Raw genomic sequence first — 16,258 nt, 5'->3', positions numbered from 1 at the left:
TTGGGGACGCGAGATCTGGCGGGGATGACGAGATCGCTGGGCGAGCTTGTCGAGATCTTGGGAGGGGTCTCGACGGGCTCGACCAGCGGTCGGGTGTCAGCGGCAGGTCAGGTCCGCGGGCACGTCGGGGCCGATCAGGGCCGTCCAGTCGGCGGCGGTGAGGCTACCGCCCGAGGTGCGGCAGGCCACGCCGACCAGCTCGTCGGCCGCCAGGGTGGTGGTGACCGCCAAGCCGGTGCTGCCCGGTTCGCCGTTCGACTCGTACACCGTGACCAGGGCAGACCCGTCGGCGCTGAGGGTGCTGCCGCGGCGCCGGTCGTCCCTGCCCTGGGGGGTCTCGATCGACCCGAGCGTGGCGTCCGAGCTGGTGTCGTAGAGCGTCACCCCCTGGTCGGTCGGAATCGCCAGCACGCCCGAGGCGTGCGCCAGCTCGCCGGTACCGGTGGCCGACAGCCGGGCAGCCAACCGGCGCTGCAAGGCCCCCGTGGTGGGGTCGCGACGCTCGATGACGCCGGAGTTGTACCGCACCCACAGCGAGCCGTCGGCGAACAGGCTGCGTGACACCGTGTCGCCCGGCTGTGCGACGGTGAATCTGCGGGCCCCCGTGGCGGCGTCGACCACGACCAGTTCGCTGCCGAAGGCCGGGGTCAGCGCCACCGTCGCCGTGGACTGGTCGACCGCAGCGTCGAACCACTTCTTGTCGTCGCTGGGGGCGATGACCTGGGTGGCTGATTGGACGACCCCCGTGCGAGGGTCACGACGCTCGATGTGGCCGGCCTCGCCGACGACCAGCACGGACGCGGCGTCGGGTGCCGTTGCGACGGCGAGCACCTGCTGGTCGGGGCGCCCGAGCGCCCAACCGACGACGCCGTTGGGTAGGTCGGGTAGCGCAGACCCCGGTGTGCCACCGTCGGAGCCGGCCGCCACCTGCAGCACCGTGCTCGCATCGAGCCAGACCGGAACCGCCAGGTAACCGGCCTGTGGGGTGTAGTCCAGGCTCAGGTTGCCCGAGCGCCCCGGCGCGGCCGTCACCAACAGCCGAGCGCGATCGCCGTCGCGTATCGCCATCGTGGTGCCGTCGGACGACAGGGCCACCGACGGCGACCCGGCCGCCATCGAGCCGCTCGGCAGATCGATCGCCGTGCTGGTCGACCCCCGGCCGACCGAGTCGGGGTTCCACAGGCTCAGGTCTGCCCCTGACGCCGCCACGAACCGGTTCGTTGTGCCGAGAAACACCAGCCCGTCGGGGTTGACCTGCGTGGTGCCCTGGAACAGCCGCGGCGGATCGACCGAATGCCCAAAGCCGGCGGGCGAATCGACCTGCTGCACCGTGGCCAGGTGAATGCCGGTGGCGTCGGCCACCGCCACCACGGTGCCGTCGTGGTTCAGCGCCGACGCCGTCGCGTTCGCCATCGGCACGAACGCGTACCGGGCCGGTGGATCGCGTTCTGCCATGGTCGACCAGACGGGCACCTCGGCGGCGTTGTTGGTGCCGGCGGCGAACCGTCCGTCGCCCGAGATGCGGCTGGCGGTTTCGTGATTGCCGTAGTTGAAGTTGCCCGACTGCACCAACCCGAAGCCCGGAAAGGTGCGCCGCTGAGCGCCGGGATTGGACAGGACCACCTCGTCGTTGCCGACGAACTGCAGGGCGTACGGGCCGAACTCGACGGTGTTGGTGAGGGTGCGCTGGCTGCGCTTGGCCAGGTCGACGAGCGTGACCGGCCGGTCTGTGGCCGTATCAGAGCAGATCACGATACCGGTGCCCGCCGGGTTGACGGCCACCAACTCGGGTGAGGCACCGGCAGGAGTCACTAGACTGCTCACCCCGCCGGCGGTGGCGACCTGGGTGGATGTCCCGTCGACGGCGGCCACCACCTGCCCGTCGTCACTGATACCGACTGCGAGCACCCGGTGCGCCAACGTGAGCCGGGCCACGGGAGCCGCGGTGGCCACGTCCCAACTGTGCACCTCGCCGTTGTCGAGGCCGACGGCCACGAAGCGTCCGTCCGATGAGGCCGAGAGCGCCGAGATGGGGGCCGCGAACGATACGAACCGGCGCAGGGCCGGGCTGGCCAGGGTGGCCCGCAGCAGGGCGGCCCGGGTGTCGGGGTTGGCCTCGGTGCGGTAGGCCTGCACCGCCAGCAACTGCGCCCGGCGAAGGTCGCGGCCGAGCAGCGAGTCGGCGGTCACCGCGAGCTGCCTGGCCAGCAGGGCGGTCGCCTGACGCTGCACCTGGTTGCGTTGGGCGATCGCGACGATGCTGGCCACCACCGAGGCGATCAGCAGCAGGCTGAGTGCACCGATGGCGACCTTCGCCAGCCGCCACGCGCGTTTGTGCTGCGCCACGTCGTCGCCCACCAGCTCGTCGCGCGGAATGCCGCGAATGGTCGCAGCCAGATCGGCCACCTTCTCGGCGAAGCGTGGGTCGGCCGGGCCCGCCGACCCGGGGGCGTCGAACCATGACAGATCGGTCCAGCGCGGCTCTTCGCGAAACGCGCCGCGCAGCGGGGCGGGCACGCAGTCGCTGTTCGCGGTGAAGTCGTTGCGTTGTCGGTCCCACGCCAGGGTGCCGTCGTCGTGCACCAGCAGAATCGATGCTGCGTCTTTGTGGCGCAGCCACCAGGCGATCTCGTTCGCCACGTATTCAGACCGGGCCGCCGCCTGGCTGAGCAGCACCACCAGGTACCGGGCCTCGCGCAATCCCTGCTCGATGGACGACCACAGCGCCGGGTTCGCCGACATCGACGAGTCGTCACGAAAGATGCGCACCATGCGTAGCCGGTACCACGGCTTGGCAAAGGTCTGAATGGCGGTCTGCAGGCGCTGGGCCTCCAACGTCGAGGCCGAGCGGGCGTAGGAGATGAACGCGTCCCACTGCGCCATGGCCCCCCACCCTTCACCAGTGGCCCATAACTTAGCCCGGATCCCCGGGCTCGCCCACGCCTAACCGTTCATTCGCACAGCCGATGCATAGGCTCACGCCATGGGCGTTCGGCACACGCTGGCACAGGACCTTGAGAAGGTCATCGGTGCCGACAACCTGCAACGCCTGAAACGTGCCGAGGCGAAGGCCCGCCGGCAGGTGATCGACCTGCTCGACGTGGAGGCCCGCGCGAAACGACGCAAGGCCGAGGCGCGAGCCGCCGAAGCGCCGTCCGCGCAGCAGCGGCGGGCCGACCTGATCGACGCGCTGGGCCGGCGTTCGCTCGATGACGCGGTCAACCAGGAGTGCCTCAAGTGGGCCACCAACGACCCCTTCGCGCCGCACCCGCCCACCACCATGTCGCGCCACGACGTGCTGGCCGCCCTGCAGAGGATTCCCGATGAGCTGCTGCTGCGCTCGATCGCCGCCGACCCCGCCGTGCTGCTGGCGAGCGACGTCTGGCCGCGCGTGCCGACTGCCCGAAACGCCGGACGTGACGACGAACTGCGCCCTGTGGTGCGAACTCGGCGAGGTGCCTCGGCTCGGCTGAGGCGGGTCACTGGGTGAGCGTCCAGTGCACCATCACCAGGTTGAGGGCGACGATGGTGCCCACGATCGTCCAGTTGAGCACCCGCTTCCAGACCGGGTCGACGAACTCGCCCATCAGTCGCCGGTCGCCGGTGAAGTCGGCCAGCGGCGCGGCGGCCAGTGCGACGCCGAACGACAGCACCACCTGTGACCACACCAGCACCTGGGTGGGTGCCACCCCGAGCGTGAGCAGCAGCACGGCTGGGCCGATGGTGATCACCCGGCGCACGGTGGGGGCGATCGGCATGCCGATCATGTCTTTGAGAATGCGCGAACCGGCGTGGGTGCCGACCACGGCCGAACCGACGCCGGAGGCCAGCAGCCCGATCGCGAACACCAGGGCGGGCACGCTGCCGACCCGGTCACTGATGGTGGCGAACGCGGCCTCGATGGTGTCACCCGCCTCGCCGCGCAGGGCGGCGGCGGCCAGCAGCAGCATGCCGATGTTCACCGATCCGGCCAGCAGCAGCGCCAAGAGCACGTCCGCCTTCTGAATGCGCAGCAGTCGGCGCAGCGGTATATCGAGCCGTCCGTCGCGCCGGTGCCGGTCGATGGCCAGGGCCGAGTGCAGATAGATCGCGTGCGGCATCACTGTGGCGCCCAGCATGGCGGCCACCAGCGGCCAGGCGTCGGCGTCGGGAACGCTCGGCACCAGGCCCGCCGTCGTGGCGCGCCAGTCGGGCGGCGCCCACCACAGCGCGCCCAGAAAGCCGGCGCAGATGATCGCCAGCACGGCGGTGATGGCCAGTTCGAACGTGCGCTCGCCATGGGTGCGCAGCGCCCACAGCAGCACCACGCTGACCACCCCGACGATCACCCCGCCCAGCCACAGCGGGGTGCCGAACATCAGGTGCAGAGCGAGGGCGCCGCCGACCACCTCGGCCACGTCGGTCGCCACCGCGATCACGAAGGCCTGCACGCCGTAGCCGGCGCTCACCACGCCGCGCCACGGCTTGCCTTCGAGTTTGGCGCGCATCACCTGGGGCAGGGTGCGTCCGGTGACCAGGCCCAACTTGGCAGACTGGTACTGAATCAGCATCGCCATCAGGCTGGCGCCGGCCAGCACCCACACCAGGGCGTAACCGTACCGGCTGCCGGCGGTGAGGTTGGCGGCCACGTTGCCGGGGTCGACGTAGGCGACGGACGCCACGAACGCGGGCCCGAGCAGCGCCCAGCCGGCCCCCACGCGAGGCCGGTGCCCGGGCGAGTACATGCGCCGAAGGTTACCGGGCGGCCCCGGTTCGCTGATTGGTGGGCCGGTCTGGCACAATATTGGGCGCGTCTTCTGCGCTGGTGCCCTCTCAACGCCGGTGCCGAGGATTCACCCGAGGTTCGCACCCATTCCCCACAGTGGGGGTTCGCCTCACCCGTCCAGCCTGGCAGTCGTTGCCCAGGCTTTCCAACAGGAGAAACCACACAAGTGGCAACCAAGATTCGTCTGAAGCGGCTCGGCAAGATCCGCTCACCGCACTACCGCATCGTCGTCATGGACTCGCGCACCAAGCGCGACGGCCGCGCGATCGAAGAGATCGGCCTGTACCAGCCGAAGAACGATCCGTCGGTCATCAAGGTCGACTCCGAGCGGGCGCAGTACTGGCTGGGCGTCGGCGCGCAGCCCACCGAGGCCGTCGTCACCATCTTCAAGCGCACCGGTGACTGGCAGAAGTTCACCGGCGAAACCTCCGCCGAGGGTGTCGAGCCGCAGGCCGAGAAGGTCGACAAGGTCGCACGGTTCAACGCCGCCCTGGCCGAGGCCGACAATGAGCCGTCGACCGCCGCGATCAGCAAGGGCAAGAAGAAGGCCGCCGAGGCTGAGGCCGAGGCCGAGACCGCCGACGAGGCCTGATCGTGCTCGCCGACGCACTGGAGCACCTGGTGCGCGGTCTGGTCTCGAACCCCGACGACGTGCGGGTCACCGAGTCAGATCGGCGCCGGCCGCGCACCCTCGAGGTGCGGGTGCACCCCGAAGACATCGGCAAGGTGATCGGACGGCAGGGCCGTACCGCGGGTGCGCTGCGCACCGTGGTGTCGGCACTGGCCGGACGCGAAACCGTCCGGGTCGACTTCGTCGACGTCGATCGCCGCAACAACCAGCGCCGCCGGCGCTGACCACCCGTCCGACTGACGCCCCTGAGTTGCACTCGGGGGCGTCACGGTTTTTCAGGAGGACACCCATGGCCGAAGTCGACGTGATCGTCGGCACCGTCGGACGCGCGCACGGGCTGCGCGGCGAGGTGACCGTTCGGGTGCACAGCGACTACGCCGAACAGCGGTTCGCTGCCGGATCGGTGCTGCATCGGGGCGGGGTCGAGGGCGACCCGATCGAGGTCGCGCACAGCCGCCTGCAGGGGGACGTGCTGCTGGTGTCGTTCGTGGGCGTCACCGACCGGTCGCGGGCCGAGACGCTGCGCGGGGTGGAGCTGTGGGCCCGGGTCGAGGCCGGCGAAACCGCGCAGGACGAGTTTCACGACGCTGCCCTCGTGGGGCTGGAGGTACGCCGCGGGGGAGTGGCGTTGGGGCGCGTCGCGTCGGTGACCCATCACCCGGCGCAGGATCTGCTGGTGGTCTCGACCGCCGACGGTGAGCGGCTGGTGCCGTTCGTGTCGGCCCTGGTGCCGGTGGTCGACGTGGCGGGCGGTTACGTCGAGGTGGCTGAGCTGGCAGGGTTGTTCGAAGACGTGGAGGCATGATGCGACTCGACATCGTGACGATTTTTCCCGAGTACTTCGGGCCGCTGCAGTTGTCGCTGGTCGGTAAGGCGATTCAGCGCGGGCTGGTCGACGTGGGCGTGCACGACCTGCGCCGGTGGACCCACGACCGGCACCGCACCGTCGACGACACCCCCTACGGGGGCGGCGCCGGCATGGTGATGAAGCCCGAGCCGTGGGGCGAGGCACTGGACGAACTGCTGCTCGACCCGACCCCCGACCAGGCCGAGCCGATGCTGATCGTGCCGACGCCGTCGGGGGAGCGGTTCACCCAGGAGTACGCCCACGAGTGGGCCGCCGAGAAGCGGCTGATCTTCGCCTGCGGACGCTACGAGGGCATCGATGCGCGGGTGATGGAGCACGCCGCCAGTCGCATGCGGGTGCGCGAGGTCAGCCTCGGCGACTACGTGCTGAACGGCGGCGAGGTGGCGGTGCTGGCCATGGTCGAGGCGATCGTGCGGCTGCTGCCGGGGGTGCTGGGCAACCCGGCATCTCTGGTCGAGGAGTCGCACGCGCCGGGGCACGACCACCTGCTGGAGTACCCGACCTACACCAAGCCCGAGACGTGGCGAGGGTTGGGTGTGCCCGAGGTGCTGCTGTCGGGTCATCACGGCGAGGTGGCGAAGTGGCGCCGGGCGCAGGCGGAGGAGCGGACGCGCTCGCGTCGTCCCGATCTGCTGGGCTGATTCTCACCGTCATCCCGGCGAACGCCGGGATCTCTCATGGCTGTGGTTGCGTTCGCTGCCGCGGAGTGGGGGTGCACCCCGTCCCGCCCCGGGTCAGCCTCACCGGCTGCGCAGGCTCCGCCGCTGAGTTGACCCGACGCCCGACCACGCCCTGACGGGGTGCACCCCCACTCCGCTTCAACCTTGCGCTCGCTCTTGACGAGCCCAACGGGACAACAGCCGTCATCCCGGCGCACGCCGGGATCTCCTGTCGCGTGAACGCGGTCAGTTTCACGAGGAGCGTTCGGGAGGCACCCCCTCTCTGCTCACCGTGCGCTTCTCTGGTCTCGAGCTGGTGGACGCCAGCGAGTTCGCCGCCGACGTGCGGCTGGGCGGCGAGCTGGTCAGGGGAGCGTCGGATGGTTGTGGAGATCCCGGCCTGCGCCGGGATGACGCATGAGCCGTCGTCGCGGTGCGACGAAGGCGCCCACAGATCTCGACAAGCTCGATCAGCGGATCTGGACCCGACGGACACGCGAGATTACGTCCGATCGTGGGGCCGCCGCGCCTCGCTGAGCGTCAAGGCACCCCGAATCGGACGTAATCTCGCGGACGGTCGACCTCTCGGCGTCCACTCTGTGTGCCGTGGGCCCAGTCCGTTGCGCAAGCGGGTTCACTGGAGGGGTGACTCCCGCCCGCAGGCCCCTTCCCCGTACCGTCTGCCTGATCGGTGTGCTCGCGGTGGTCGCGGGTTGCGCATCCACGCCGCCCACGCAAACCGCGCCGACGCCGTCCGAGTCCGCGGTGACGTCCGCCGCTACCCAGCCGTCCGCGAGCCCAACCTCGACCGCCGCATCGCCCTCGGCAACACCCAGCGCCACCACGACCGAGCCCGCACCCGTCGACTGTCGCACGGTGAAATGCGTCGCGCTGACCTTCGACGACGGCCCCGGGCCCAAGACCGGCACCCTGCTCGACACGTTGGTGAAACAGAAGGTGCCCGCCACGTTCTTTCTGGTCGGCAACATGATCAACGTCGACAAGGCGATGGCCAGGCGCATCGCCGAGACGCCCGGCATGACGCTGGGCAACCACACCATGAGCCACCCGAACCTGCGGCTGATCGGCACCACCAAGGCCACCAAAGAGATCACCGACAACACCCTGCTGATCGAGAAGGTCACCGGGGTCAAGGTGCGCTTCATGCGGCCGCCGTACGGGTCGCACACCAAGGCCACCGACGCCGTGGCGAAGAAGCTCGGGCAGGCCGTCGTCAACTGGAGCGCCGGCGCGCTGGACTGGCAGTACAACACCGCAGCCAAGGTGGTGGCCGCCACCATGCCGCAACTGGCGCCGGGCGCGATCGTGCTGGCGCACGACATTCATCCGTGGACGATCAAGGCCGTACCGACCTTGATCAAGAAGATTCGGGCCAAGGGCTACACCCTGGTGAGCCTGGACGACATTCTGGGGCCCACCACGCCGGGCAAGACCTACACACGCGGATTGCATCCCTGAGCGGGGAAGTGTAGACGGCTTTCCGTGCCGGTATTTCGATACCAATCTCGTAGCCAAAATCCGTGCTCAGGCGGCCATGCCGATCATTACGTGAAACCTTTGTTCTCAAACTGAAGTTCCTGCCCGTTTGGGCGGTCGGGTCGGGGCAGCGGGCATAGTCTGAGGCTCGTGGCGACGACAACAATTTCTCCGCGTGCCCGGGCCGCTCGCTCAACTGTGGCGATGAAGGCTCTGATGGCGGTGACCGGCCTGATCCTGGTCGGCTTCCTGCTCATGCACATGTACGGCAACCTCAAGGTCTTCCTCGGCGAGGAAGCCTTCGATCATTACGCCCACTGGCTCAAGGGCGACATCCTCTACCCGCTGATCCCGTCGGGCTGGTTCATCTGGATCTTCCGCGCTTTCATGCTGGCCGCGATTCTGCTGCACGCAGGCTCGGCCTGGCGCCTGGCCCGCAAGGCCAAGGCGGCCCGGGGCAGCAAGTACGTGGTGCGCAAGACGATCCAAGAGACCTACGCAGCGCGCACCATGCGCTGGGGCGGCGTGATTCTCGGCACGTTCCTGATCTTTCACCTGCTGCAGTTCACCGCTCAGGTGATCAAGACCGGCTGGAACAGCGGCGCGGGCCCCTACGAGATGTTCGTGGTGTCGTTTCAGCAGTGGTGGCTGGTGCTGGCCTACGCGCTGTGGATGGTGACGGTGTGCCTGCACGTGCGGCACGGCTTCTGGAGCGCTTTCGCGACGCTGGGTGCCAACACCTCGGCCACGTCCCGCAAGATCTGGAACGGGCTGGCCTATTTCATCGCGGTGCTGTTGTATGTCGGGTTCATGATTGCGCCGCTGGCGGTGGCGTTCGGATGGGTGAAGTGATGGCAACGCAAACCATTGAGCAAGAGGTGGTCACCACCGGTGAGTCCGGTCGTCTGTGGGCCGACGGCGACGAGCTGCGTGACACCAAGGCACCCGGCGGCCCGATCGAGGGCAAGTGGGCCAAGCGGCAGTTCGAGGCCAAGCTGGTCAACCCGGCCAACCGGCGCAAGCTGACGGTGATCATCGTCGGCACCGGCCTGGCCGGCGGCGCCGCGGCGGCGTCCCTGGGCGAGGCCGGCTACAACGTGCTGAACTTCTGCTACCAAGACAGCCCGCGGCGGGCGCACTCGATCGCGGCGCAGGGCGGCATCAACGCGGCGAAGAACTACCGCAACGACAACGACTCCACCTACCGGCTGTTCTACGACACGGTCAAGGGCGGCGACTACCGCGCCCGCGAAACCAACGTGTACCGGCTGGCCGAGGTGAGCGCGTCCATCATCGACCAGTGCGTGGCACAGGGCGTGCCGTTCGCCCGCGACTACGGCGGCCTGCTCGACAACCGCAGCTTCGGCGGCGTGCAGGTGCAACGCACCTTCTACGCCCGCGGCCAGACCGGCCAGCAGTTGCTGATCGGGGCCTACCAGGCGCTCGAGCGTCAGGTGGCGGCCGGCACGGTCAAGATGTACGCCCGGCACGAGATGCTCGATGTGATCATCGTCGACGGACGGGCTCGCGGCATCGTCGCGCGCGACATGGTGACCGGCGAGATCGAAACGCACCTGGCCGACGCCGTGGTGCTGGCCACCGGCGGCTACGGCAACGTGTTCTTTCTCTCGACCAACGCGATGGGCTGCAACGTCACCGCGAGCTGGCGTGCGCACCGCAAGGGCGCCTACTTCGGCAACCCGTGCTACACCCAGATTCACCCGACCTGCATTCCGGTGCACGGCGATACCCAGAGCAAGCTCACCCTGATGAGCGAGTCGCTGCGCAACGACGGCCGCATCTGGGTGCCCAAGCGGGCCGAGGACTGCGACAAAGACCCGCGTCAGATTCCTGAGCAGGACCGCGACTACTACCTGGAGCGCATCTACCCGGCCTTCGGCAACCTGGTGCCCCGCGACATCGCGTCGCGGCAGGCCAAGAACATGTGTGACGAGGGTCGCGGCGTGGGGCCGGCGGTGGCCGAGAAGCAGGCGGACGGATCGGTCAAGAACGTCCGGCGCGGGGTGTACCTCGACTTCGCCGACGTGATCAAGCGCATCGGCAAGCCGGCGGTGTCGGCCAAGTACGGCAACCTGTTCGACATGTACGCCCAGATCACCGCCGAGGACCCCTACGAGGTGCCGATGCGCATCTACCCGGCGGTGCACTACACGATGGGCGGGGTGTGGGTCGACTACGACCTGATGACCACGATCACCGGCCTGTACGCCACCGGCGAGTGCAACTTCTCCGACCACGGCGCGAACCGGCTGGGTGCGTCCGCGTTGATGCAGGGTCTGGCCGACGGCTACTTCGTGCTGCCGAACACCATCAACGACTACCTGGCGGGGGCTCCGTTCCCCAAGGTCGCCTTGGACGATCCGGCAGTGGTCGAAGCCGTCAACGCGGTGAAAGAGCGGATCAGCACGCTGCTCAGCATCGACGGCTCACGAACCGTCGACTCGTTCCACAAAGAACTCGGCCACATCATGTGGGAGTACTGCGGCATGGAGCGCACCGAAGAGGGCCTGAAGAAGGCCATCGGCCTGATTCGCGAGTTGAAGGCCGAGTTCTGGCGCGACGTCAAGGTGACGGGCGAGAACGAAGAGTTCAACCAGACCCTCGAGCGGGCCGGCCGGGTGGCCGACTTCATCGAACTGGGTGAACTGATGTGCATCGACGCGCTGCACCGGCGCGAGTCGTGCGGCGGGCACTTCAGGGCCGAGTCGCAAACGCCCGACGGCGAGGCGCTGCGCCACGACGACGAGTATCTGTACGTGGCGGCCTGGGAGTACGGCGGCGACACCCCGGTGCTGCACAAAGAGCCCTTGGAGTACGAGTACATCGAGCTGAAGCAACGGAGTTACAAGTGAACATCACCCTGCGCGTGTGGCGTCAGGCCAACGGGGCCGCCAAGGGCGGTATGCAGACCTACCAGTTGGCCGACGTCAGCCCCGACATGTCCTTTCTCGAGATGCTCGACCTGCTCAACGAGAAGCTCACCATCGAGGGCATCGAGCCGGTGGCGTTCGACCACGACTGCCGTGAGGGCATCTGCGGCATGTGCGGTGTGGTGATCAACGGCTCGGCGCACGGACGCAGCGCGTCCCCCGTGCCGACCACCACCTGCCAGTTGCACATGCGTTCGTTCGCCGACGGCGCCACCATCGACGTGGAGCCGTGGCGGGCCGGCGGCTTTCCGGTGATCAAAGACCTGGTGGTCGACCGCACCGCCTTCGACCGCATCATTCAGGCCGGCGGCTACATCTCGGTGAACACCGGCTCGGCGCCCGACGCCAACGCGGCCCCGGTGCCCAAGGTGAAGGCCGACCGGGCCTTCGACGCGGCCACCTGCATCGGCTGCGGCGCCTGCGTGGCGGCCTGCCCCAACGGCTCGGCGATGCTGTTCACCTCGGCCAAGATCACCCATCTCGCGATGCTGCCCCAGGGCCAGCCCGAACGCTGGTCGCGGGTCAAGGGCATGGTGGCGCAGCACGACGCCGAGGGCTTCGGCGGCTGCACCAACATCGGTGAGTGCGCGGCGGTGTGCCCCAAGGGCATTCCGCTCGACACCATCGGCCAGCTCAACCGCGACCTGATGACGTCGCTGTTCAAGTCCGACGGCAAGTAGAGCTCGCACGGCGAGAGCCGCTCGAGACGGGGGACGGCAGGAGCCCGCGGTTCGCCACCCGCGCGGCTCCGGTCGTCCGACTGTGCTCCGCTCCTGGCAGGGCCGCGAACTTCTCGTCAGTTCGGCGCACGCCAAGATCTCTACCCTGGCGCCCGGGCCGTCCACCGATTCGGCGCCACGGGCGGCGTGTGGCAGACTTGATCCTCGGTGCCGGACGCCCCTGCCACAGGGGGAAGGCGTTCACTCACCAATCCGATGATGAACCACGAGGTGTCCTGTGGCACCGGCGAGGAAACCAGCATGAACAAGATCGTTGCCGAGGTCACCGAGGCCTCCCTCCGCTCCGACATTCCCGACTTTCGTCCCGGCGACTCCGTGCGTGTGCACGTGAAGGTCGTCGAGGGCAACCGCTCCCGCGTGCAGGTCTTCGCCGGCGCGGTGATCGCCCGCAACGGCAGCGGCATCGGCGAAACCTTCACCGTGCGCAAGGTGAGCTTCGGCACCGGCGTCGAGCGCACGTTCCCCCTGCACTCCCCGATCATCGACAAGATCGAGGTCGAGCGGCACGGTGACGTCCGGCGCGCCAAGCTGTACTACCTGCGTGGCCTGCGCGGCAAGGCCGCCAAGATCAAGGAAAAGCGAGACCGCTGATCCTGCGGCCGGCCACCCCTGCACGCAGGAGACCACGGTGAGCGACTCACCCACCAGTCCCACGACCCCCTCGGCACCCACCGGCAAACCCGGTAAGCCGTCGGCGGGCCGGGTGGCCGGCATGTGGGCCAAAGAGATCGCCATCGTGGTGGTCGGGGCGTTGATCGCCTCAACCCTGCTGCGGCTGTTCGTGGCGCAGATGTTCGTCATACCGTCGGGCTCGATGGAAAACACCCTGCTGATTCGCGACCGGGTCATGGTGCAGAAGGTGGCCGGCTGGTCGCGCGGCGACATCGTGGTGTTTCGCGACACCCAGGGCTGGCTGTCGGCTCCCGCCGAAGAGACCGATCCGGTGCGCAAGGCCCTGATCTTCATCGGCCTGGCCCCCGACGAGAGTTCGAACCACCTGATCAAGCGCGTGATCGGCCTGCCCGGCGACCACGTCAAATGCTGCGACGCGCAGGGCCGCATCACCGTCAACGGGCAGCCGCTCGACGAGGGCACCTACCTGTATTCCGAGAACGGCCAGACCGTCGCTCCATCGGAGTTTCCGTTCGACGTGGTGGTGCCCAAAGACCGCATCTGGGTGATGGGAGATCACCGCAACAACTCGCAGGACTCGCGCTGCCACCTCACCGAGGGCACCGGCGGCATCGCCGCCTTCGTGCCCACCGCCGACGTGGTGGGCTCGGCCGTCGCCGTGGTGTATCCGTTCGACCGCTGGCGCACGCTGAGCAGGCCGGCCACCTTCGACCAGGTGCCCGCAGCGACCGCGCCGGCGCCCGACACGCCGGTGATCGTCGGCGACCCACCCACCTGCTGAGCCGGCGATGGCGTTCGTGCTGCGCCGTGACGCCGGGCTGTACGGCTACGAACGGGCCCTGCGCCGGGCGGGCTTCGAACTGATCGCCGGCGCCGACGAGGCCGGACGGGGCGCTTGCGCGGGGCCGTTGGTGGCCGCGGCGGTGATTCTCGGCAGGACGCCGGGCAGCCAGGTGCGCGGGCTGAAAGACTCCAAACTGCTCACGCCACTGCAGCGCGAGCGGTGCTACGACGAGATTCTCGCCAAGGCCGTGGCCTGGTCGGTGGTGCTGGTCGAGCCGGGCGAATGCGACCGGCTGGGCATGCACGTGGCCAACATTCAGGCCCTGCGCCGCGCGGTGTGTCGGCTCGATCTGCGGCCCGACTTCGTGCTCACCGACGGTTTCGGCGTGGACGGGCTGGGGGCACCGTCCCTGGCGGTGTGGAAGGGCGACGCGGTGGCCGGCTGCGTGGCGGCGGCGTCCGTGATCGCGAAGGTGACCCGCGACCGCATCATGTGCCGCGCGCACGACCAGTGGCCGCAGTACCGCTTCGACGTGCACAAGGGCTACTGCACGCCGCTGCACCAGACCCATCTCGACGCCAACGGGCCCTGCGAGATTCACCGGTGGGTGTTCGAGAACGTGCGCCGGGCAGCCGATTCGGCCGGCGTCGGCGGGGGCCGGGCCGGTGCGGGTAGAGTGGCACCGCTATGAGCGCCGAGGACCTTGAACAGTACGAAAGCGACCTGGAACTTCAGCTGTATCGGGAGTACAAGGACGTGGTCGGCATCTTCACCTACGCCGTCGAAACCGAGCGCCGCTTCTACCTGTGCAACGCGGTCGACCTGAAGGTGCGCACCGAGGGCGGCGACGTGTACTACGAGGTGTCGATGGGTGACGCCTGGGTGTGGGACATGTACCGCCCGGCGCGGTTCGTGAAGTCGGCGAAGGTGTTGACGTTTCGCGACGTGTCGATCGAAGAGATCGCGCACAGTGACCTGAAGGTGCCCGAGAACCTGTGACGCGCGGCGGCCCGCCGGCTCAGTCGTCGGGCAGCGCTGAGGCATCGGCGATCACCTGGGCCAGGTCGGTGGGGCGGCTCCACATCGGCCAATGACCGGTCGGCAGGTCGACGAACTGCACGTTGCTGAGCTCGGCGACCTGCGCGAACATCGGGTGGCCGGCGTTGGCCAACTCGATCACCTGGGCGCTCGCGATCGAGCAGCACACCAGCGTGGTGGGCGCCCGCAGGCGGGCGTCGTCGGTGAGTTCCACGGGTTGGCGCAGCACCGGCCCGGGCTCGGGCACGGCGCGGGCCCGGAAGCGCTCGAGCGCCTCGTGGCTGAGACCGTCGAGACTCGCCTGCCGGCCCAGCTCGTCGAAGGGCGGCAGGGGCAGCTCGTCGAGGCTCGCGGGCGCGTCGGGGGCGAAGGCGCTGCCGGGGCTGACCGGCCCGCTGTCGACCCAGATCACCCGCCGCACCCGCTCGGCATGCCGGTCGAGCAGCAGGCTGACCGGAGCGTTGGCCCCGCTGTGCGCGACCACCACCACACGTTCACCGTCGCGCGACGTGGCCGCGGCGATCGCCGCCTCGATGGCCGCCACCTGATCGTCGAGGGTGCGCGACGCCCGGTCGGGGTCGGCGGGGTCGAGGCCGGGCAGGGTGAGCGGCACGGGGCGGCGACCCAGGGCGGTGAGGTGCTGCTGCACGGCGTGCCACGCCCAGGCGCCCAGCCAGTGGCCCGGGATCAGCAGGATGGTCGGATCGTTCGTGTCGGCCGTCATGACGCCATCATGGCAACGGCCACCGACAGAACCCGTCCGCTAATCAGGCAGATGGGCGGCCGCCCGCTGCAGGCGCTCCAACAGCGCCCTGATCGACGGCACCTGCTCGGCGCCCGCGCGATGGACCGCGCCGACAGTGCGGCGTCCGAACAGGGCGGAGGCGCGCACCGCGACCCCCGGGTGCCGAAACGCCTGCAGCGCGAGCCGGGGCAGGGCGGTGACGCCGAGGCCTCGGGCCACCAGATTCTGCACCACCACGTAGTCGTCGCTCTCGAACCGGATTCTCGGCTCGAACCCGGCCCGCCGGCAGCTGTCGACGAGATGGCCCCGGCAGCGCGGGCAGCCGGCGATCCAGGTCTGGCTGCGCAGGTCGTCCAGGGTCGTGCTCGCACCGTCATCGACCACCAGCGACACCGGTTCGTCGCCCAGCGGCACCCAGGCCAGATCGGCGGCGTCGTCGGGTGCCTGCAGGCCGGGGCCGGCGTGGTCGGGGTAGCCGAAGAGCACCGCCACGTCGGCCTCGCCCTGCCGGACGGCGGCGGCGGCCTCTGGCGGCTCGGCCTCGACCATCTCGACGCTGACGCCGGGGTGATCGCGGGTGAGGGCGTCCAGGGCGTCGGGCACCAAGGTCGCCGCAGCCGAGGGAAAGGCGACCAGCCGCACCCGTCCGGCTCGCAGCTGGGCCAGGTCGGCCAACTCCTCATCGGCCAGGTGCAGGTGGGCGGCGATCGCGTCGGCCTGGGTGAGCAGCCGCTCGCCGGCCTCGGTCAGCGCCACCCCGCGAGGGCCGCGCAACACCAGCGGCAGCCCGGCCTCGCGCTCGAGCAGCCGCAATTGCTGGCTCACTGCGGGCTGGGTGGTGGCGAGTTCGCGGGCGGCGGCGCTCAGCGACCCCGAACGCGCGACCGATCGGAACAGGAGCAGCCGGCGAGGATCCATGTTCAAAGTATTGCTTATGGATCATCTTA

Annotated in this window: 17 protein-coding genes; 13 read left to right on the top strand and 4 right to left on the bottom strand. The window is 69.3% G+C overall.

Annotated elements, in window-relative coordinates; all coding sequences use genetic code 11:
• Positions 1 to 96 precede the first annotated feature (96 nt).
• Positions 97 to 2,883 (bottom strand): TIR domain-containing protein, encoded by a 2,787-nt coding sequence (locus MPLG2_RS08575; protein ID WP_105185764.1) that lies wholly within the window; start codon positions 2,881 to 2,883, stop codon positions 97 to 99.
• Positions 2,884 to 2,983: 100 nt separating this feature from the next.
• Here MPLG2_RS08575 and MPLG2_RS08570 point away from each other — a divergent pair, with 100 nt between their 5' ends.
• Positions 2,984 to 3,490 carry a hypothetical protein gene (locus MPLG2_RS08570; RefSeq protein ID WP_105185763.1) on the top strand — a complete coding sequence of 169 codons (507 nt, stop codon included), beginning with the start codon at positions 2,984 to 2,986 and terminating at the stop codon, positions 3,488 to 3,490.
• On the opposite strand, the gene MPLG2_RS08565 is transcribed toward MPLG2_RS08570, so the two are convergent.
• A complete protein-coding gene (locus MPLG2_RS08565; RefSeq protein WP_105185762.1) occupies positions 3,480 to 4,724 on the bottom strand; it encodes an Nramp family divalent metal transporter in 1,245 nt (414 codons plus the stop codon). The genes MPLG2_RS08570 and MPLG2_RS08565 overlap by 11 nt on opposite strands.
• 207 nt (positions 4,725 to 4,931) lie before the next feature.
• Between MPLG2_RS08565 and rpsP the strand changes: the two genes are divergently transcribed.
• The 12 genes from rpsP to MPLG2_RS08505 all read left to right on the top strand — a co-directional run bounded on the left by rpsP (position 4,932) and on the right by MPLG2_RS08505 (position 14,527).
• Positions 4,932 to 5,357 carry a 30S ribosomal protein S16 gene (rpsP, locus tag MPLG2_RS08560; protein ID WP_105185761.1) on the top strand — a complete coding sequence of 142 codons (426 nt, stop codon included), beginning with the start codon at positions 4,932 to 4,934 and terminating at the stop codon, positions 5,355 to 5,357.
• Between the two features lie 2 nt (positions 5,358 to 5,359).
• Complete coding sequence (locus MPLG2_RS08555) at positions 5,360 to 5,620, top strand: RNA-binding protein (RefSeq protein ID WP_105185760.1); 261 nt, start codon at positions 5,360 to 5,362, stop codon at positions 5,618 to 5,620.
• A gap of 65 nt (positions 5,621 to 5,685) precedes the next feature.
• A complete protein-coding gene (rimM, locus tag MPLG2_RS08550) occupies positions 5,686 to 6,201 on the top strand; it encodes a ribosome maturation factor RimM (protein WP_105185759.1) in 516 nt (171 codons plus the stop codon).
• A complete protein-coding gene (gene trmD, locus MPLG2_RS08545; protein ID WP_105185758.1) occupies positions 6,201 to 6,905 on the top strand; it encodes a tRNA (guanosine(37)-N1)-methyltransferase TrmD in 705 nt (234 codons plus the stop codon). Before rimM ends, trmD begins: the two co-directional genes overlap by 1 nt.
• A 663-nt stretch (positions 6,906 to 7,568) precedes the next feature.
• Positions 7,569 to 8,402 (top strand): polysaccharide deacetylase family protein, encoded by an 834-nt coding sequence (locus MPLG2_RS08540; RefSeq protein WP_158680994.1) that lies wholly within the window; start codon positions 7,569 to 7,571, stop codon positions 8,400 to 8,402.
• A 222-nt stretch (positions 8,403 to 8,624) separates the two neighbouring features.
• Entirely contained in the window at positions 8,625 to 9,272 is a 648-nt protein-coding gene (locus MPLG2_RS08535) for a succinate dehydrogenase cytochrome b subunit (RefSeq protein WP_105187564.1), read from the top strand.
• A complete protein-coding gene (locus MPLG2_RS08530; RefSeq protein ID WP_105187563.1) occupies positions 9,272 to 11,293 on the top strand; it encodes a fumarate reductase/succinate dehydrogenase flavoprotein subunit in 2,022 nt (673 codons plus the stop codon). Before MPLG2_RS08535 ends, MPLG2_RS08530 begins: the two co-directional genes overlap by 1 nt.
• Positions 11,290 to 12,051, top strand: a complete 762-nt coding sequence (locus tag MPLG2_RS08525) for a succinate dehydrogenase/fumarate reductase iron-sulfur subunit (RefSeq protein WP_105185756.1) — start codon at positions 11,290 to 11,292, stop codon at positions 12,049 to 12,051. The genes MPLG2_RS08530 and MPLG2_RS08525 overlap by 4 nt, the downstream gene beginning before the upstream one ends.
• Positions 12,052 to 12,351: 300 nt before the next feature.
• Positions 12,352 to 12,702 (top strand): 50S ribosomal protein L19, encoded by a 351-nt coding sequence (gene rplS / locus MPLG2_RS08520; RefSeq protein WP_105187562.1) that lies wholly within the window; start codon positions 12,352 to 12,354, stop codon positions 12,700 to 12,702.
• A gap of 37 nt (positions 12,703 to 12,739) precedes the next feature.
• On the top strand, positions 12,740 to 13,525 hold the full coding sequence (gene lepB / locus MPLG2_RS08515) for a signal peptidase I (protein ID WP_231935921.1): 786 nt from the start codon (positions 12,740 to 12,742) through the stop codon (positions 13,523 to 13,525).
• A 7-nt stretch (positions 13,526 to 13,532) separates the two neighbouring features.
• Entirely contained in the window at positions 13,533 to 14,219 is a 687-nt protein-coding gene (locus MPLG2_RS08510; RefSeq protein ID WP_105185755.1) for a ribonuclease HII, read from the top strand.
• Positions 14,216 to 14,527, top strand: a complete 312-nt coding sequence (locus MPLG2_RS08505) for a DUF2469 domain-containing protein (protein ID WP_105185754.1) — start codon at positions 14,216 to 14,218, stop codon at positions 14,525 to 14,527. The genes MPLG2_RS08510 and MPLG2_RS08505 overlap by 4 nt, the downstream gene beginning before the upstream one ends.
• A gap of 19 nt (positions 14,528 to 14,546) precedes the next feature.
• Here the strand turns inward: MPLG2_RS08505 and MPLG2_RS08500 are convergent, their stop codons facing one another.
• Positions 14,547 to 15,290, bottom strand: a complete 744-nt coding sequence (locus MPLG2_RS08500) for an alpha/beta fold hydrolase (protein ID WP_105185753.1) — start codon at positions 15,288 to 15,290, stop codon at positions 14,547 to 14,549.
• 39 nt (positions 15,291 to 15,329) lie between these two features.
• Positions 15,330 to 16,229 carry a LysR family transcriptional regulator gene (locus MPLG2_RS08495; RefSeq protein WP_105185752.1) on the bottom strand — a complete coding sequence of 300 codons (900 nt, stop codon included), beginning with the start codon at positions 16,227 to 16,229 and terminating at the stop codon, positions 15,330 to 15,332.
• Positions 16,230 to 16,258: the final 29 nt, after the last annotated feature.

This window comes from Micropruina glycogenica, from assembly GCF_900289045.1.
Classification (GTDB): Bacteria; Actinomycetota; Actinomycetes; order Propionibacteriales; family Propionibacteriaceae; genus Micropruina; species Micropruina glycogenica.
This window is presented reverse-complemented; position numbering and strand designations above follow the sequence as displayed.